We start from the raw sequence: 19,310 nt of genomic DNA, 5'->3' as shown, positions 1-19,310 counted from the left end.
CCCGCATAACCGGTTTCGATAACTTGAGTGGTGGCTCTTATAGCGGTTACGGTCTTGTTGGCAGCGGCAACGTTGCAATGGGGCGTGGCGCCGCGACTGGAGTTACCAGCAACAACGATGGCGCCACATTTGTGAAAGGTGGTGTTCCCTATGCGGTAGGATCAGTCCCTACCACTACGGCTAACAACGTTGTTGCGCTGGGTAATTTGGCGCTGACTGGTGGAGACAATGCCACTGCTGTCGGTGCATATAGCAATGCATCATCTGGAAATTCGGTTGCCCTGGGTACAGCTGCGAACGTTGTCAGTGCTGCGACTTCGGGAATTGCGGTGGGGCAAGCAACCGTGCTTGGAGCCAATGGCATTGCACAAGGCACAGGTGCCCTCAGCGGGTCGGTAGGTCAGAACGTTGCCATTGGCACTGGGGCCAAGGCGAATTCGACCACGGCAGCTGGCGGTGCAGTGGCGATTGGTCGCTCTCAGACAGCGATCGGTAATGGCGCTGTAGCTATCGGTGACCCGAATACCGCGAATGGCGATGGCGCCGTTGCGATGGGTAACAACGTCATCGCAGCGGGCGATACTGCTGGTTCTACAGCGGCTCAAGGCGCGGTGGCCATTGGTTATGGAAACAATGCCATTGGGAAAGGCTCTGTTGCGCTTGGCAATAATTCCACAGCCGCAGCAGCTGGCGCAGTGGCGATGGGTGATACAGCAAAAGCCAACTACGCCAACTCCGTCGCTATCGGCTCGGGGAGTGCGACAGGTGCAGCTGCACCAACAGGCGCAGGCTACATCACTGGCACGGCTGCACCAACATCTGAAGTCTCAATTGGCAGTGCAGGCGCGGAGCGCCGTCTGACCAATGTGGCCGATGGCTCAGCTCTTTCTGATGCAGTAACTGTTCGCCAGCTAAGCACCAGCAATAGCAGCTTGTCCACCGGTCTGAGCACGACGAATAGCAACCTGAGCAGCCTGTCGACTTCCACCTCGACCGGCCTGAGCAGCTTGTCCACGGGTGTCAGCAGCCTGAGCACGGGCCTGAGCACTACGAACAGCAACCTGAGCAGCCTGTCGACATCGACTTCGACGGGCCTGAGCAGCTTGTCCACGGGCGTCAGCAGTCTGAGCACGGGCCTGAGCACGACCAATAGCAACCTGAGCAGCTTGTCGACTTCCACCTCGACCGGTTTGAGCAGCTTATCCACGGGTGTCAGCAGCCTGAGCACCGGCCTGAGCACGACCAACAGCAACCTGAGCAGCCTGTCGACATCGACTTCTACAGGTTTGAGCAGCTTGTCCACCGGTGTTAGCAGCCTGAGCACGGGCCTGAGCACGACGAACAGCAACCTGAGCAGCCTGTCGACTTCCACCTCGACCGGCCTGAGCAGCTTGTCCACGGGTGTCAGCAGCCTGAGCACGGGTCTGAGCACGACCAATAGCAACCTGAGCAGCCTGTCGACATCGACTTCGACCGGCCTGAGCAGCTTGTCCACGGGTGTCAGCAGCCTGAGCACCGGCCTGAGCACGACCAACAGCAACCTGAGCAGCCTGTCGACCTCCACCTCGACCGGCCTGAGCAGCTTGTCCACGGGCGTCAGCAGCCTGAGCACCGGCCTGAGCACGACCAATAGCAACCTGAGCAGCCTGTCGACCTCGACTTCGACCGGTTTGAGCAGCTTGTCCACCGGCGTCAGCAGCCTGAGCACGGGTCTGAGCACGACCAATAGCAACTTGAGCAGCCTGTCGACATCGACTTCGACCGGCCTGAGCAGCTTGTCCACGGGTGTCAGCAGCCTGAGCACGGGCCTGAGCACGACCAATAGCAACCTGAGCAGCCTGTCGACATCGACTTCTACAGGTTTGAGCAGCTTGTCCACCGGTGTTAGCAGCCTGAGCACGGGCCTGAGCACGACGAACAGCAACCTGAGCAGCCTGTCGACATCGACTTCTACAGGTTTGAGCAGCTTGTCCACCGGTGTTAGCAGCCTGAGCACGGGCCTGAGCACGACGAACAGCAACCTGAGCAGCCTGTCGACATCGACTTCGACCGGCCTGAGCAGCTTGTCCACGGGTGTCAGCAGCCTGAGCACGGGTCTGAGCACGACCAATAGCAACCTGAGCAGCCTGTCGACATCGACTTCGACCGGCCTGAGCAGCTTGTCCACCGGTGTCAGCAGCCTGAGCACGGGCCTGAGCACGACCAATAGCAACCTGAGCAGCTTGTCGACTTCCACCTCGACGGGTTTGAGCAGCTTGTCCACGGGTGTCAGCAGCCTGAGCACGGGCCTGAGCACGACGAACAGCAATCTGAGCAGCCTGTCGACCTCGACTTCTACAGGCCTGAGCAGCTTGTCCACGGGTGTCAGCAGCCTGAGCACCGGCCTGAGCACGACCAATAGCAACCTGAGCAGCCTGTCGACCTCCACCTCGACCGGCCTGAGCAGCTTGTCCACCGGCGTCAGCAGCCTGAGCACCGGCTTGAGCACGACCAATAGCAACCTGAGCAGCTTGTCGACTTCCACCTCGACGGGTTTGAGCAGCTTATCCACGGGTGTCAGCAGCCTGAGCACCGGCCTGAGCACGACCAACAGCAACCTGAGCAGCCTGTCGACATCGACTTCTACAGGTTTGAGCAGCTTGTCCACCGGTGTTAGCAGCCTGAGCACGGGCCTGAGCACGACGAACAGCAACCTGAGCAGCCTGTCGACTTCCACCTCGACCGGCCTGAGCAGCTTATCCACGGGTGTCAGCAGCCTGAGCACGGGTCTGAGCACGACCAATAGCAACCTGAGCAGCCTGTCGACATCGACTTCGACCGGCCTGAGCAGCTTGTCCACCGGTGTCAGCAGCCTGAGCACGGGCCTGAGCACGACCAATAGCAACCTGAGCAGCTTGTCGACGTCCACCTCGACGGGTTTGAGCAGCTTGTCCACGGGTGTCAGCAGCCTGAGCACCGGCCTGAGCACGACCAATAGCAACCTGAGCAGCCTGTCGACGTCCACCTCGACGGGTCTGAGCAGCTTGTCCACGGGTGTCAGCAGCCTGAGCACCGGCCTGAGCACGACCAATAGCAACCTGAGCAGCCTGTCGACCTCCACCTCGACCGGCCTGAGCAGCTTGTCCACCGGCGTCAGCAGCCTGAGCACCGGCTTGAGCACGACCAATAGCAACCTGAGCAGCTTGTCGACTTCCACCTCGACGGGTTTGAGCAGCTTATCCACGGGTGTCAGCAGCCTGAGCACCGGCCTGAGCACGACCAACAGCAACCTGAGCAGCCTGTCGACCTCGACTTCGACCGGCCTGAGCAGCTTGTCCACGGGCGTCAGCAGCCTGAGCACCGGCCTGAGCACCACGAACAGTAATCTGTCGAGCCTGAGCTCCACTGTTTCCAATATCTATGACAAGGGCACGAAGTACTTCCATGCAAACAGCACAGGGGCTGACAGCCAGGCGATAGGCGCTGATAGCGTCGCAATTGGGCCGAATGCTGTTTCGGTTGGGGCAAACAGTATTGCGATGGGCAATGGGGCTAATGCCAGTGCCGCGAACAGTATCGCTTTGGGCGCAGGCTCTAGTGCCGCAACCGGAGCGCAGACGGGATATGCGGCATACGGCGTTGGGCCTTCTTCTTCAGCTGGCGAAGTGAATGTGGGCAATCGCACTGTGACAGGTGTGGCGCCTGGTATGAATCCTGAAGATGCAGTCAATGTGTCGCAGCTTTCGACGACTGCGTCCAGCCTGAGTACCGGCCTGAGCACGACCAATAGCAACCTGAGCAGCCTGTCGACCTCGACTTCGACGGGCCTGAGCAGCTTGTCCACGGGGGTCAGCAGCCTGAGCACGGGCCTGAGCACGACCAATAGCAACCTGAGCAGCCTGTCGACTTCCACCTCGACCGGCCTGAGCAGCTTGTCCACGGGCGTCAGCAGCCTGAGCACCGGCCTGAGCACGACGAACAGCAACCTGGACAGCCTGTCGACCTCGACTTCGACGGGCCTGAGCAGCTTGTCCACCGGTGTCAGCAGCCTGAGTACCGGCCTGAGCACGACCAACAGCAACCTGGACAGCCTGTCGACCTCGACTTCGACGGGTCTGAGCAGCTTGTCCACGGGTGTCAGCAGCCTGAGCACGGGCCTGAGCACGACCAATAGCAACCTGAGCAGCCTGTCGACTTCCACATCGACCGGCCTGAGCAGCTTGTCCACCGGCGTCAGCAGCCTGAGCACCGGCCTGAGCACGACCAACAGCAACCTGAGCAGCCTGTCGACCTCGACTTCGACCGGTCTGAGCAGCTTGTCCACGGGGGTCAGCAGCCTGAGCACAGGGCTGAGCACGACCAATAGCAACCTGAGCAGCCTGTCGACTTCCACTTCGACCGGCCTGAGCAGCTTGTCCACCGGTGTCAGCAGCCTGAGCACGGGCCTGAGCACGACCAATAGCAACCTGAGCAGCCTGTCGACTTCCACCTCGACCGGTCTGAGCAGCTTGTCCACGGGCGTCAGCAGTCTGAGCACGGGCCTGAGCACCACGAACAGCAACCTGGACAGCTTGTCGACCTCCACATCGACCGGTCTGAGCAGCTTGTCCACGGGGGTCAGCAGCCTGAGCACAGGGCTGAGCACGACCAATAGCAACCTGAGCAGCCTGTCGACTTCCACCTCGACCGGTCTGAGCAGCTTGTCCACGGGCGTCAGCAGTCTGAGCACGGGCCTGAGCACGACGAACAGCAACCTGGACAGCCTGTCGACTTCGACTTCTACAGGTCTGAGCAGCTTGTCTACGGGTGTCAGCAGCCTGAGCACGGGCCTGAGCACGACCAACAGCAATCTGAGTAGCCTGTCGACCTCCACCTCGACGGGCCTGAGCAGCTTGTCCACCGGCGTCAGCAGCCTGAGCACGGGCCTGAGCACGACCAATAGCAACCTGGACAGCCTGTCGACCTCCACATCGACGGGCCTGAGCAGCTTGTCCACGGGCGTCAGCAGCCTGAGCACCGGCCTGAGCACGACCAATAGCAACCTGGACAGCCTGTCGACCTCCACATCGACGGGCCTGAGCAGCTTGTCCACGGGCGTCAGCAGCCTGAGCACCGGCCTGAGCACGACCAATAGCAACCTGAGCAGCCTGTCGACCTCCACCTCGACCGGCCTGAGCAGCTTGTCTACGGGTGTCAGCAGCCTGAGCACGGGCCTGAGCACGACCAACAGCAACCTGAGCAGCCTGTCGACTTCCACCTCGACCGGTTTGAGCAGCTTGTCCACGGGCGTCAGCAGCCTGAGCACCGGCCTGAGCACGACGAACAGCAACCTGGACAGCCTGTCGACCTCGACTTCGACGGGCCTGAGCAGCTTGTCCACCGGTGTCAGCAGCCTGAGTACCGGCCTGAGCACGACCAACAGCAACCTGGACAGCCTGTCGACCTCGACTTCGACGGGCCTGAGCAGCTTGTCCACGGGTGTCAGCAGCCTGAGCACGGGCCTGAGCACGACCAATAGCAACCTGAGCAGCCTGTCGACTTCCACATCGACCGGCCTGAGCAGCTTGTCCACCGGCGTCAGCAGCCTGAGCACCGGCCTGAGCACGACCAACAGCAACCTGAGCAGCCTGTCGACCTCGACTTCGACCGGTCTGAGCAGCTTGTCCACGGGGGTCAGCAGCCTGAGCACAGGGCTGAGCACGACCAATAGCAACCTGAGCAGCCTGTCGACTTCCACTTCGACCGGCCTGAGCAGCTTGTCCACCGGTGTCAGCAGCCTGAGCACGGGCCTGAGCACGACCAATAGCAACCTGAGCAGCCTGTCGACTTCCACCTCGACCGGTCTGAGCAGCTTGTCCACGGGCGTCAGCAGTCTGAGCACGGGCCTGAGCACCACGAACAGCAACCTGGACAGCTTGTCGACCTCCACATCGACCGGTCTGAGCAGCTTGTCCACGGGGGTCAGCAGCCTGAGCACAGGGCTGAGCACGACCAATAGCAACCTGAGCAGCCTGTCGACTTCCACCTCGACCGGTCTGAGCAGCTTGTCCACGGGCGTCAGCAGTCTGAGCACGGGCCTGAGCACGACGAACAGCAACCTGGACAGCCTGTCGACTTCGACTTCTACAGGTCTGAGCAGCTTGTCTACGGGTGTCAGCAGCCTGAGCACGGGCCTGAGCACGACCAACAGCAATCTGAGTAGCCTGTCGACCTCCACCTCGACGGGCCTGAGCAGCTTGTCCACCGGCGTCAGCAGCCTGAGCACGGGCCTGAGCACGACCAATAGCAACCTGGACAGCCTGTCGACCTCCACATCGACGGGCCTGAGCAGCTTGTCCACGGGCGTCAGCAGCCTGAGCACCGGCCTGAGCACGACCAATAGCAACCTGGACAGCCTGTCGACCTCCACATCGACGGGCCTGAGCAGCTTGTCCACGGGCGTCAGCAGCCTGAGCACCGGCCTGAGCACGACCAATAGCAACCTGAGCAGCCTGTCGACCTCCACCTCGACCGGCCTGAGCAGCTTGTCTACGGGTGTCAGCAGCCTGAGCACGGGCCTGAGCACGACCAACAGCAACCTGAGCAGCCTGTCGACTTCCACCTCGACCGGTTTGAGCAGCTTGTCCACGGGCGTCAGCAGCCTGAGCACCGGCCTGAGCACGACGAACAGCAACCTGGACAGCCTGTCGACCTCCACCTCGACCGGCCTGAGCAGCTTGTCCACGGGTGTCAGCAGCCTGAGCACGGGCCTGAGCACGACCAACAGCAATCTGAGTAGCCTGTCGACCTCCACCTCGACGGGCCTGAGCAGCTTGTCCACCGGCGTCAGCAGCCTGAGCACGGGCCTGAGCACGACCAATAGCAACCTGGACAGCCTGTCGACCTCCACATCGACGGGCCTGAGCAGCTTGTCCACGGGCGTCAGCAGCCTGAGCACCGGCCTGAGCACGACGAACAGCAACCTGGACAGCCTGTCGACTTCGACTTCTACAGGTCTGAGCAGCTTGTCTACGGGTGTCAGCAGCCTGAGCACCGGCCTGAGCACGACCAATAGCAACCTGGGTAGCCTGTCGACCTCCACCTCGACGGGCCTGAGCAGCTTGTCTACGGGTCTGAGCACGACCAATAGCAACCTGGGCAGCCTGTCGACCTCGACTTCGACCGGTTTGAGCAGCTTGTCTACGGGCTTGAGCACGACCAATAGCAACCTGGGCAGCCTGTCGACCTCGACTTCGACCGGTCTGAGCAGCTTGTCTACGGGTCTGAGCACGACGAACAGCAACCTGGACAGCCTGTCGACCTCCACATCGACGGGCCTGAGCAGCTTGTCCACGGGCGTCAGCAGCCTGAGCACCGGCCTGAGCACGACCAATAGCAACCTGGGTAGCCTGTCGACCTCCACCTCGACGGGCCTGAGCAGCTTGTCTACGGGTCTGAGCACGACCAATAGCAACCTGGGTAGCCTGTCGACCTCCACCTCGACGGGCCTGAGCAGCTTGTCTACGGGTCTGAGCACGACCAATAGCAACCTGGGCAGCCTGTCGACCTCGACTTCGACCGGTTTGAGCAGCTTGTCTACGGGTCTGAGCACGACGAACAGCAACCTGGACAGCCTGTCGACCTCCACATCGACGGGCCTGAGCAGCTTGTCCACGGGCGTCAGCAGCCTGAGCACCGGCCTGAGCACGACCAATAGCAACCTGGGTAGCCTGTCGACCTCCACCTCGACGGGCCTGAGCAGCTTGTCTACGGGTCTGAGCACGACCAATAGCAACCTGGGCAGCCTGTCGACCTCGACTTCGACCGGTTTGAGCAGCTTGTCTACGGGCTTGAGCACGACCAATAGCAACCTGGGCAGCCTGTCGACCTCGACTTCGACCGGTCTGAGCAGCTTGTCTACGGGCTTGAGCACGACCAATAGCAACCTGGGCAGCCTGTCGACATCGACTTCGACGGGCCTCAGCAGCTTGTCTACGGGCCTGAGCACGACGAATAGCAACCTGGACAGCTTGTCGACTTCGACTTCTACTGGTCTGAGCAGCTTGTCAACCGGCCTGAGCACGACCAATAGCAACCTGGACAGCCTGTCGACGTCGACTTCGACCGGCCTGAGCAGCTTGTCTACAGGCCTGAGCACGACCAATAGCAACCTGGACAGCTTGTCGACTTCCACATCGACAGGGCTGGGTAGCTTGTCTACGGGGCTGAGCACAACGAACAGCAACCTGAGCAGCCTGTCGACAAGTCTTAGCTCTGCTGGTGCGGCAATTGGCAGTTTGTCTACGTCAATCAGTACGGTGAATGGCAAGGTCGACCGATCTGGTGACGGCACTGCAGCTGCGCTGGGTGGCGGTTCTACATACAACCCTGTTACCGGCGAAATTTCTGCGCCAACCTATACGACGCAAAAGGCGGATGGATCCACTGTCAGTGCCAATAACGTGGGCGATGCACTGAGCAATTTGTACGCCAATGGCACCAAGTACTTCAAGACGAATTCGTCTGCGCCGGATGCTCGTGCAACGGGGACGGATGCCATTGCTGTAGGCCCTTCTGCTCTGGCAAGCGGAGAGTCTTCGGTAGCGATGGGATCTGGGGCACAAGCGACTGGAACCAATGCGATTGCGATTGGTACCGGGGCATTGGCAACGGGCTCACAAGCCATTGGTGCCGGTGCGAAGGCTGGTGGCGGCGGTGTTGCAGTAGGCGATGGGGCAGACGCCGGTGGAACGCCAGTAAGCGCTAGTAGCAATATTTCCAAGGGCACGGCCATTGGCTTTGGCGCAGTGGTGCAGCAGTCCTCTGGCGTTGCGGTTGGTGCTGGATCGGTGGCCAGTACAGCTGCGGGTGTTGCGGGTTATGTGGCTGCTGGGGCCAGCCAGCAGCAGGCGGCAGCGGTGAATGCGACGACCAGCACACAGGCAGCAGTCTCGGTGGGCGATGCCTCCAGCGGCCAGTACCGTCAGATTACGGGTGTGGCAGCGGGTACAGCCAATAGCGATGCTGTGAACGTGAGCCAGCTCAAGGCCATGGAAGGCCAGCAGGCAATGCAGATGGGGGCTTTGCAGAGCCAGATTGGTGACGTGGCTCGCATTGCCTACTCTGGTGTTGCGATGGCGTTTGCCATGTCGGGCACTTATATGCCAACGCTCTACCCCGGTGAGAAGGCTCTGGGCGTTGGTGTGGGCGGCTACCGCGGCTATGGCGCGGTGGGCGTGAACTTCAAGGCACTGTCCAGGGAAGGTAATATGTCTTGGGGAGCAGGTATTTCCACAACAGGCCGCGAATGGGGCATCAACGCTGGTGTAGGCTGGAAGTGGAAGTGATAGGTTCAAGTCAGGAGTGACTGGCTAGTTGCCAGCAAGGCCCTCAGCGTGTTGAGGGCCTTGTTTTTTTACTATCAGGCAATTTATGCGAATTGGTATATCTGTCATCACGCATGCCAACCAGAACATCTGGGAAAACGGCATGGGGCAAAACGTGTTTTTTTTGGCTAAGGCGCTCAAGGCGGTCCCATTTGTGCGGTCCGTCGTTTTAATCAACGTTGGCGATCAAAGCTGTATGGCTGACCAGGTTGATCTGGGGCGTGAAAACTTGACCTTGCTTAATCAGGAGCAGGCGAGTGATCAAGTAGATGTCATTATTGAGCTGGCCGGTGCTCTACACCATCAATGGCTGGCTTTGCAGCGTGCCCGTGGCAAGAAAGTCGTCTATTACTGTGTGGGACAACCCCATGCAGGATTGATTGAAGGCACTATCTTTGGGCGTCGGGGTTTTTTCCCGGCTGCTGGGCGCTGCGATGAGATCTGGCTGCTTCCGGAATACATACAGCATGCATCGATGATGCGTGTGCTCAATCGCTGTCCTGTCAGGCAAACCCCATATCTCTGGAGTTCTTCATTTCTGGAAAAGCGCGTCCAGGAAGTCACAGAGAAAGGCTATCGCTATGGCTGGGACTCCACGCAAAAGGGCCCTCGTGCGCTGCGGGCCGCCATTTTTGAGCCTAATGTCTCGGTGGTGAAAACCTCAAGCATTTCCATGCTGGTGTGTGATGAGGCTTACCGTGCAGATCGTGAAGCCCTGCAAATGATGCATGTGCTCAATACTTTGCACATGAAAGATCACCCGACCATGCTGCATTTTGCAAACTCGCTGGATCTGGTCAAAGACCATAAAGCCTGCTTTCATGGACGGCATGACGTTGTAGGTTTTATGGCGCAGCACGCTGATGCCGTTGTCTCCCACCAGTGGGACAACGAGCAAAACTACAGCTATATGGATGCGCTGTATGGCGACTATCCGCTGGTCCATAACTCCGCTTGGCTCCATAGTTTCGGCGCGGGCTATTTCTACCCAGGGTTTGAGGCCGCGGAGGGTGGAAAAAAGCTGCAGTGGGCCAGTGCGCATCATGACGAGTGCCTGCCTGACCAACGAGCGGCCACGCAAAAGTTGTTTGCGGCCCTGGATCCGGTCTGTGAGACTAATGTTCGCACCCATATTCAGATGCTTAAGGATTTGTGCAGTGATGCACCTCATTTGATGGAGGCTGCATGATGCGCTCCGACCAAAAGCTCAAAGTCGGCATCTCGCTGTTTGTCCGAAAAGGGAATCAGTCGCTTTGGGAAAACGGCATCTTCCAGAACTGCCTTTTTTTGGCCCAGTTGCTGCAGCGCTCACCCAGAGTCTCTGAAGTGTTTCTGGTGGCCGGCGGTGGCGGCGGTGATGAGACCGATGCCATGGCTTTCCTCAAGGAATCTCCGGTTCCTGTGATCAACATGGATGCGGCGATGCACCAGCTTGATCTGATGATCGAGATGAGTGCGCAGTTGAGCAAAGACTGGATGATTGCGTTTCGCGAGACCGGGCGCAAAGTGGTCTCCATGAGGGTGGGAAACGACTACGTCATCGACATTGAACGCATGGTGTTCAATAAGCCCAACGGCTTGCTGATTACAGGTGCTCCCTACGATGAGGTCTGGACCTTGCCGGAATACATCAATACCTGTGTGCCGTACTTTGCCAGTACTTTCAGGGCACCGGTACGCGTGGTTCCGCATTTATGGAGCCCTGAGCTGCTGGAGCGGGCCATGCAGGAAGCTGGCAGCGTGGGCCAGTTTGGCTACCAGCCTGGCCGAAAGCGCTGGCGCATGGGTATGTTCGAGCCCAATGTCTGCATGGTCAAGACCAGTCATATTCCCATGCTTGTATGCGAGGTGGCGCACCGCACCCAGCCCGATATTACCGAGAGGGTTCAGGTCTATAACACCGTGCATCTGAAGGAAGACCCCGTCTTCAACGGATTCGCTCACAGCCTGGACATTGTTCGTCACGGCATTGCCACATTTGAAGGGCGGTTTCCCATCTGGCAGTTGCTCTCCAAGCAATGCGATGCCGTGATCAGCCATCAGTGGGAAAACGCGCAGAACTATGTCTATTACGAAGCTTTGTACGGCGCTTACCCATTGATTCATAACTCTCACCTGATTGGTGACTGCGGCTATCGCTATCACGGCTTTGATTGCGAGGAAGGGGGGCACGCTCTTTGCGAAGCATTTGCTTCGCATGACCGCAATCTTGCAAGCTATCGCTCACAGGCCAGCGATTTTCTGGCAACGCTGCATCCCTTGGCTGCGGCGAATATCCTGGCTTATACGCAAGCCATTGAACAGCTTTATCAGAAGTGATTTTTCATGGCTAAGCGCAGCAAGAGTTGGATTCAAAATGGCGCGCAGGTCTGGGTCTGTTGCATTGCACTGGTCGCCGGTGTGGCTGGCATGCAGATCGCGCAGGCCCAGGTTCAGCCTGCACCCACTGCACCTGTCGCACCAGGTGCAGCGCCGCAGGACAAGCTGGCTCAGGCAGCCGCCAGCGTGGGTGTGCAGAAATGCCTGCCCGCAATTCGGCGCTTGAGTGCGCTGACAGTGCAGGGCAGTCGCAGTCATGACGTTTTGCTGGACTGGGATCGCAAGCAGCCTGATGCCGGGCCGTTTTTCTCGCTGGTGGGCATGGAGTTTCCCAATGCAGGGGTAGCAGCGTCGGTGACGGCGGTGCCGGACGCCAGTTCAAACACCTGCACGATAGCTGCGGAGCGCATCTCCGTGGCTCCATTCACCTGTGCCAGCATTGCGCAGTCCGAGTTGCCGGGCTACCAGATGTTCAGGTTGCTGCCCACCTATGCGGTCTACACCGACCCCAAAGAGCCTACATCGTCGGTATCGCTGATTGATTCGCCGCCGGGCTGTCTGGTGATTCGCCGCTTTGTGGAATACCACTGGCAGGACCCCGCTGCTGCGAGCAAGCCAGCGCCCAAACCACCCGCCAAGCGCTGACCGGTGAGCGATCGCATCGTTTTTGCCTGAGTTGAGACTGTGTGAGGTCAACTGCCTGACTCATCCCACACCACTTTTCATATGAACTGTGCACAATGGAAAGCACCAGAGTTTTCCCCGTGTTTTTTCGATGGAGAGTCTCACGATGAGTCATGCTTTCGCTAATACCCTGAAGTCTTTTGAAACGGATGGCGGTAAAAAAGGCAAGTTCTACTCCTTGCCTGCGCTGGCCAAGCAGTTCCCGGAAATCAAGCGCTTGCCCGTTTCCATACGCATCGTGCTGGAGTCGGTGCTGCGCAACTGCGACGGTAAAAAAATCACCGAGGAGCATGTCGCGCAACTGGCGCGATGGAAGCCCAAGGCCGAGCGCACGGATGAAATTCCGTTTGTCGTCTCTCGTGTGGTGCTGCAGGACTTCACCGGCGTGCCTTTGCTAGCCGACCTGGCGGCCATGCGCTCCACCGCTGCCAAGCTGGGCAAGAAGCCCAAGGCCATCGAGCCGCTGGTGCCCGTGGATCTGGTGGTGGATCACTCCATCATGGTCGATTACTTCGGCAGCAAAAAGGCGCTGGACCTGAATATGAAGCTGGAGTTCCAGCGCAATCAAGAACGCTACCAGTTCATGAAGTGGGGTATGCAGGCCTTTGATACGTTTGGCGTCGTGCCACCGGGTTTTGGCATTGTTCATCAGGTCAATCTGGAATACTTGGCCCGCGGGGTACACAAGGCCAAGGGCGATGTGTACTACCCCGACACCCTGGTAGGCACAGACAGCCACACCACCATGATCAATGGCATTGGTGTGGTGGCCTGGGGGGTGGGCGGTATTGAGGCCGAAGCCGCCATGCTGGGGCAGCCGGTGTACTTCCTGACGCCTGATGTTGTCGGCTTTGAATTGACGGGGCAGTTACGTGAAGGCGTTACCGCCACAGACCTGGTGTTGACCGTCACTGAAATCCTGCGCAAGGAAAAAGTGGTTGGAAAGTTCGTCGAGTTCTTTGGCGAAGGTACAGCCAGCCTGGCGCTGCCCGACCGCGCCACCATTGGCAATATGGCGCCTGAATATGGCGCCACCATGGGCTTCTTCCCCGTGGATGAAAAGACGATCGAATACTTTAAGGGCACAGGGCGCACCAAGAGCGAGATTCATGCTTTTGAAGCCTATTTCAAGGCGCAGAAGCTGTTTGGCATTCCGCAGGCGGGCGATATTGACTACTCCCATGTGGTCAAGCTGGATCTGGGCTCGGTGGCCCCGAGCCTGGCAGGCCCCAAGCGTCCTCAGGACCGTATCGAAATCGGTCATGTGGCGGGCAAGTTCAGCGAGCTGTTCAGCGCCGCTGTTGCCGATAACGGTTTCAATCAGCCAGCGGCCAAACTGGCCAAACGCCATGTGGTGCATGAGCATGGCCCTGAAGCTGCTGCACCTGCAGCCAAGTCCCTGCCATCCGGCGCGCCGCAAAACGTGGCGGAAATGGAGGGCAACAAGCCCAAGGTAAAGGATGCGCAAGCGGCCACGGATGCGGCAGAAACCCGTATCAAGGTGGGCGAGGGCAAGAGCTTTGAGATTGGCAATGGTGATGTGCTGATTGCCGCCATTACCAGTTGCACCAACACGTCCAACCCCAGCGTGATGCTGGCGGCTGGCCTGCTGGCCAAGAAGGCGGTAGAGGCAGGCCTCAAGGTCAAGCCGCATATCAAGACCTCGCTGGCGCCAGGCTCCCGCCTGGTTACCCGTTACCTGACGGAAGCCGGCTTGCTTCCCTATCTGGAAAAACTGGGCTTTGCCGTTGCAGGCTACGGCTGCACCACCTGCATTGGCAATGCGGGCGACCTGACGCCGGAGATCAATGCTTCCATCACCCAGAATGATCTGGTCTGCGCGGCAGTGCTCTCGGGCAACCGCAACTTCGAGGCGCGCATTCACCCGAACATCAAGGCCAACTTCCTGGCCAGCCCACCGTTGGTGGTGGCCTATGCGATTGCCGGAACCGTCCTCAAGGACTTGATGACCGAGCCGGTGGGGCAGGGCAAGGGCGGCAAGGACGTCTATCTGGGTGACATCTGGCCCAGCAGCGAAGAGGTGCATGCGCTGCTCAAGCACGCGATGAACGGCAAAGCCTTCCGCAGCAACTACGAGCAGGTAGCCAGCGAGCCAGGCAAGCTCTGGGAAAAAATCCACGGCGTGACAGGCTCTACCTACACATGGCCTGAAAGCACCTATATCGCTCAGCCTCCATTCTTTGCGGATTTTGCTCTCGAATTGAAAGCGCCATCCGCAGATACACAAAGCGCTAAAGGCCAAAAAGACTCCAACGCTTATTCTGTGCACGGTGCGCGGGTCATGGCACTGTTTGGCGACTCCATCACCACGGACCATATCTCGCCCGCAGGCTCTATCAAGGAAAGCTCGCCCGCAGGTAAATGGCTGCTGGAGCATGGCGTGCAAAAGGCCGACTTCAACAGCTACGGCTCACGCCGTGGTAACCACGAAGTGATGATGCGCGGCACTTTTGCCAATGTGCGTATCAAGAATCTGATGATTCCGGCGGGCGCAGATGGCTCACGCGAAGAGGGCGGCGTCACGCTCTATCGCGATGACGAAGGCAAGACCGAAAAAATGGCCATCTATGACGCGGCCATGAAGTACCAGTCCGCTGGTCGCGCCACTGTAGTGCTGGCGGGTGAAGAATACGGCACAGGCTCCAGCCGCGACTGGGCGGCCAAGGGTACGCAACTACTGGGCATCAAGGCCGTGGTAGCGCGCAGCTTTGAGCGCATTCACCGCTCTAACCTGGTAGGCATGGGCGTGCTGCCGCTGCAGTTCAAGGGCAATGACAGCTGGCAAAGCCTGGGCCTGACGGGTGAGGAATTCATTGACGTGATTCCTGCCGCCGATCTGGCACCACAAAGCGATGCGCAACTGGTCATCACCAAGCCTGATGGAAGCAAGAAGACCGTCACCGTCAAGCTGCGTATCGATACGCCGATTGAGGTGGATTACTACCGCCATGGCGGCATCTTGCCCTATGTGCTGAGGCAGCTGCTGAGCTGATTCACTTCAGCTAAACAAAAAGCCGTGCTCTTTAGGCACGGTTTTTTGATGGGCAGCAGCTTTCTTAGTTTTGAATAATCAAATTCACACCAGCGCTGGTGCTGTCATGGCCAACGGCAAAAATTTTGTTGGCGATTTTGTAGGCTTTGTAGTAGTAGGTGTCTTTGCCATCATTGAAGCCCGATGGGCCGAACAGCTGAGCCACTGAGATGCCATCGAACTTGCCGTTGGCGATGGTGACAGGGTCGTAGCCATTCACTTCACCGGGGTCGCAAGAGTACTGCTTGAACGACTTCCCATCCAGCTCTGACAAATTGGTGATTTCGACTGCGTTCAGGCTGACCGCAAAGGTGGACTGCCAGTTGGCAGCTTCGCAGCCCATGATCAACTGGTTGTCGAAGAACGAATAGGCATTGAGTGCCTTGCCGCTAGCTGGATTTTCAAATTTTTTCATGTTGCTGACATAGACATACTGGCCCACATCGTAGGCAAAGTTGACTCCTGCAGCATCCTTGTATTTCCAGCCTTCCACGGACTCGGTTGCGCGGTTGGTCTTGAAATACAGGAAGTTTCGTGGCTCAGAGTAGAGCTTAGCTCCATCCGGATCGATGGTTGCAGAGCGATCTGCTTGTTTAACAGTTGTTGCGGTGAAGTCGCCTGCGGTGTGCAGACTGCCGCCGTCAGTACCGTCAGTACCGTCAGTACCGCCAGTACCGCCAGTACCGCCAGTACCGCCAGTACCGCCAGTACCGCCAGTACCGCCAGTACCGCCAGTACCGCCAGTGCCGCCGCCAGGCTGTTCCGTGGTCGAGTTGTTGCCGTTATCGCCATCGCCATTGCCACCGCCTCCACACGCCGCCAGCATGGCTGCGCAAGCTGCGGTAATCGCGATCTGGGTCAGTTTGGCGGAAAGAATCTGCTGCATTTCGGCTCCTGTGGGTTTTCAAACACCGCGATTGCATGGGCCCATCCCAGCGCTGATCGAATCGGTTCAACTCTTATTCGATGGAGGAGCGATTTGGGTTCAAAAATTTTTTCGGCACTGATGCTGCAAAATGCAGTCAGCAAACAGGGCTCTCAAGGTTCACCGCTATGATGAGAGTCTGTTTTTTCTTGTGACTCGCGTACTCGGTCAGGTAATGGAGCCATCTCGTTCAGTGCAGGATTTATTGCAGGCCATGGCCGCTGGGGATCAGCAGGCTCTGCGCGTGCTGTGGCAGCAATGGGCGGCAAAGGTGCAGATGTTCGTGCGCATGCAACTCGCTCCTTGCGGAGAGGAAGCGAACAGTCTCGCGCAGGAAGTCACAGCTGATGTCTTTCACGAGATCTGGCTTGCCCCTTTGCGCTATGACGGTCGGGTGGCCTTTAACACTTGGTTGTACGCGGTTGCACGCAATAAGGCGGTGGACTGTGCGCGCAAGCGTAATCGCCGTTTGAAGATAGAGCAGCAGGGCGACGACGAAGATCTGCACGCAGTGCCCGATCAGGCGCCTGGACCTGAGGCTCAGCTCAATACAGCGCAGGATAAAAAAGCCGTGCTTTACTGCCTCAAGCGGCTGCGCAATCCGCTGCAGCGCGAGGCCTTGCTGTTATGGGCGGTGGAGGATATGCATGTGGCCGATATTGCGCAGACACAGCAATGCCCCGAAAACACCGTCAAGACGCGGCTGTTTCATGGGCGCAAGAATTTGAGAGTCTGCCTGCAGCAATGGCTGGGTCTGGAGCTGGTCTGAAATGAGTGAGAAGCCATCCGAAGCACAGCAGCCGCCTCTGAGTGAGGCCGATCAACTGCGCTTTGAGCAGGATTTGCCGCAGTGGCTGGCTGGCCATCTATTGCCCGAGCAGGCGCAGTGGATGCAGCAGATGCAAGAGCGCTATCCCAGTCTGGCAGAGCAGATGGAATGGCTGATCGATACGCGCACCGTGCTGCGTGATGAAGCGGCAACGGAAGACACGCAGGAGGCCTGGGCATTGCTGGCGCACAAGCTCAAGCCAGCACCGGCTTTGGCTCCGACCAATGGCTCTGCGCGCAAGCCTGCCGATCGCAGTGGGGCCCCTCGTTGGCTGAAATGGTTGCAGATTCATCCGGGTTGGGCCAATGCGGCGGCAGCGGTTGCCGTGGTGCTGATCGTGGGGCAGGCGGGCTGGATTGTGACGCGGCCTGATACGCAGACAACTACGGCAGACTGGCGCACGCTGGAGATTGACGATTTGCAGCCTGCATCTTCCTCCGTGACCCGCATACAGTTGCAGCTGAGGTCTGATGCATCCAGCGCGGACATGGCTGCAGCCCAGAAGGTTATTGCGGATATTGCTATGAATTCCGATGTCTCATGGCAGGTGCAGCCCCAGGGCACGTGGGTGCTGCGGGTATCTCCTGGCGTCAAAGATGAGCCTGCTTTGCTGGCTCGTCTGAGTGCTCTGCCTTTTGTGGTGCGGGCAGAAGCACAGTCACCGCAGCTGCAGCCCTGATGCCCGGATTGCGACGACGCACCTGCTTGCAGACGGGCGCTGCATTCCTGGCCCTGAATGCATTCATGGCGGAGGCTGCCAGCGCCCCTCGTCGCCATGCATTGCTGGTGGGTGTCAGTGCATTGAAGTACCAGCCGCGCGCCTTGTGGCTCAAAGGGCCTTTGCATGATGTCGCGCATATGCAGCGTGCACTTTCCTCGCACGGATTTGCCTCGGCGGATATGGCGGTGCTGGCCGATGATGGCCAGGGAATGCCGCTGGCAGGGGCCATGAGGCCAGACAGAGCAGGCTTGCTTGCTGCATTGAAGGTGTTGACTGCCAAGGTGCGTGCAGGAGACTGCGTGGTGATCTACTGGTCTGGCCATGCCGTGCGGGCTGCCGGCCCGCGCAAGCCTGTGGCAGAGCCCGATGGGAAAAGTACTTTCTTGCTGGCACAGGATGCACAGCGATTGCCTGCAAGCGCTGCACAAGTCTGGCCGCTGCAGGGCGCGGTGGCCGATGCAGAGCTGGGCGCTGCAATTGATGATTGCCTGGCCGTCGGTGCACATGTGCTGGCCGTGATGGATGTCTGTCATGCGGCCTCTGCCACGCGTTCCGTTGAAGAAGGCGTGCTCTGGCGGGGCTTGCGTGTGTCAGAGCTGGATGAGCTGAAGTCGGATGCGAAATCGCCGCTGGCAGGCGGCTTGCCTGCAGTGCTGCCTGCAGCCAGGCCTCGCAACAAGGGTTATGTGGGGCTGTATGCCTGTGAAGACATGCAGCGAACTCCCGAGTGGTCGCTGCAAGGGCATCAGCAGGGGGCGTTCACATATGCCGTTGCGCAGGCTTTGTTGAGCGGAGCCCCGGGGCCGCGCTATGCGGATCTGGCACGTAAAGCTCTGGATATTCATATCGGGCTGGCGCAGCATGCTCCGGTGGCCCGATCGCTGTGGCCTGCGCCAGTGTTTGAGGGAAGCCTGCAGGCGCCGCTGTGGACTGCGGAGAGTTTGCGATCCTGGGCCGCGGTGCGGCGTGTGTCTCAGGCGCTGGCCTCCATGCCTGAAGGAGTCAGCCTGCAGCTGTACCTGCGTTTGCCCGATGGTGCACGCAGGCAGGTGCCTCTGGCGGGCGGTGGCATGGGATTGGGGCGACTGCCTGTGGGAACCCAGTTCGAGTTTCAGGCGCTCAACGAAGCTCCGAACTCTTTGTATTTACGCATTTTCCATATTGGTGCGGATGGAAGATGGCAGGCCATTTATCCGGAAAGAGCGGGAGATGCCGCCTTGCTGCCAGCCGCATCGCGCAGCGCCCCCTCGCGCTGGCAGAAGACACTGGTTGTGGATCGTGCTGAGGCACAGCCTGAGGCGCTGCTGTGGGTGCTGGCGCGGGCAGATGCGCAGACCTTGATCGACGATGCACAGGCGGTGGCCTTGCCTACGCAAACCTGGCAGATGCAGCTGGGCTGGCAGGCTGTTGCGAGACCTTAGGCCTGGGGCAAGTGC

At 59.3% G+C, this 19,310-nt stretch carries 9 protein-coding genes; 8 read left to right on the top strand and 1 reads right to left on the bottom strand.

Annotated features, from left to right (window positions below):
• Positions 1–206: 206 nt before the first annotated feature.
• The 5 genes from JDW18_RS22805 (at position 207) to JDW18_RS15340 (ending at position 15,360) form a co-directional block, all read left to right on the top strand.
• Entirely contained in the window at positions 207–9,305 is a 9,099-nt protein-coding gene (locus JDW18_RS22805; RefSeq protein WP_425514808.1) for a BspA family leucine-rich repeat surface protein, read from the top strand.
• Between the two features lie 85 nt (positions 9,306–9,390).
• Positions 9,391–10,533 carry a DUF2827 domain-containing protein gene (locus tag JDW18_RS15355; RefSeq protein ID WP_218240264.1) on the top strand — a complete coding sequence of 381 codons (1,143 nt, stop codon included), beginning with the start codon at positions 9,391–9,393 and terminating at the stop codon, positions 10,531–10,533.
• The gene (locus JDW18_RS15350; protein ID WP_218243933.1) at positions 10,533–11,663 is read left to right on the top strand and encodes a DUF2827 domain-containing protein; all 1,131 of its coding nucleotides are present in this window, start codon (positions 10,533–10,535) and stop codon (positions 11,661–11,663) included. Before JDW18_RS15355 ends, JDW18_RS15350 begins: the two co-directional genes overlap by 1 nt.
• Before the next feature lie 6 nt (positions 11,664–11,669).
• Positions 11,670–12,308, top strand: coding sequence for a hypothetical protein (locus JDW18_RS15345; protein ID WP_246609962.1), 639 nt, complete (start codon positions 11,670–11,672; stop codon positions 12,306–12,308).
• A 145-nt stretch (positions 12,309–12,453) separates the two neighbouring features.
• On the top strand, positions 12,454–15,360 hold the full coding sequence (locus tag JDW18_RS15340; RefSeq protein WP_218240263.1) for an aconitate hydratase: 2,907 nt from the start codon (positions 12,454–12,456) through the stop codon (positions 15,358–15,360).
• Positions 15,361–15,424: 64 nt separating this feature from the next.
• On the opposite strand, the gene JDW18_RS15335 is transcribed toward JDW18_RS15340, so the two are convergent.
• On the bottom strand, positions 15,425–16,285 hold the full coding sequence (locus JDW18_RS15335; protein WP_218240262.1) for a hypothetical protein: 861 nt from the start codon (positions 16,283–16,285) through the stop codon (positions 15,425–15,427).
• A 253-nt stretch (positions 16,286–16,538) separates the two neighbouring features.
• On the opposite strand from JDW18_RS15335, the gene JDW18_RS15330 reads away from it, so the two are divergent.
• From JDW18_RS15330 to JDW18_RS15320, 3 genes are read left to right on the top strand one after another with little or no spacing between them, the layout of a single operon-like run.
• A complete protein-coding gene (locus JDW18_RS15330) occupies positions 16,539–17,093 on the top strand; it encodes an RNA polymerase sigma factor (protein ID WP_218240261.1) in 555 nt (184 codons plus the stop codon).
• A 1-nt stretch (position 17,094) separates the two neighbouring features.
• Entirely contained in the window at positions 17,095–17,832 is a 738-nt protein-coding gene (locus tag JDW18_RS15325) for a hypothetical protein (RefSeq protein ID WP_218240260.1), read from the top strand.
• Positions 17,832–19,295 carry a caspase family protein gene (locus JDW18_RS15320; protein WP_218240259.1) on the top strand — a complete coding sequence of 488 codons (1,464 nt, stop codon included), beginning with the start codon at positions 17,832–17,834 and terminating at the stop codon, positions 19,293–19,295. The genes JDW18_RS15325 and JDW18_RS15320 overlap by 1 nt, the downstream gene beginning before the upstream one ends.
• The last annotated feature ends 15 nt before the right edge of the window (positions 19,296–19,310 follow it).

Origin of the sequence: Comamonas fluminis (genome assembly GCF_019186805.1) — a bacterium.
Taxonomy (GTDB): domain Bacteria; phylum Pseudomonadota; class Gammaproteobacteria; order Burkholderiales; family Burkholderiaceae_C; genus Comamonas; species Comamonas fluminis.
The sequence above is the reverse complement of the archived record's forward strand: the minus strand, read 5'-3'. Positions and strand labels throughout refer to the sequence as shown.

Bases quoted from the DNA above. Each gene is read 5' to 3' on its own strand.
- JDW18_RS15355 (WP_218240264.1), top strand. From the start codon at position 9,391: ATGCGAATTGGTATATCTGTCATCACGCATGCCAACCAGAACATCTGG.
- JDW18_RS15350 (WP_218243933.1), top strand. From the start codon at position 10,533: ATGCGCTCCGACCAAAAGCTCAAAGTCGGCATCTCGCTGTTTGTCCGA.
- JDW18_RS15345 (WP_246609962.1), top strand. From the start codon at position 11,670: ATGGCTAAGCGCAGCAAGAGTTGGATTCAAAATGGCGCGCAGGTCTGG.
- JDW18_RS15340 (WP_218240263.1), top strand. From the start codon at position 12,454: ATGAGTCATGCTTTCGCTAATACCCTGAAGTCTTTTGAAACGGATGGC.
- JDW18_RS15335 (WP_218240262.1), bottom strand. From the start codon at position 16,285: ATGCAGCAGATTCTTTCCGCCAAACTGACCCAGATCGCGATTACCGCA.
- JDW18_RS15330 (WP_218240261.1), top strand. From the start codon at position 16,539: ATGGCCGCTGGGGATCAGCAGGCTCTGCGCGTGCTGTGGCAGCAATGG.
- JDW18_RS15325 (WP_218240260.1), top strand. From the start codon at position 17,095: ATGAGTGAGAAGCCATCCGAAGCACAGCAGCCGCCTCTGAGTGAGGCC.
- JDW18_RS15320 (WP_218240259.1), top strand. From the start codon at position 17,832: ATGCCCGGATTGCGACGACGCACCTGCTTGCAGACGGGCGCTGCATTC.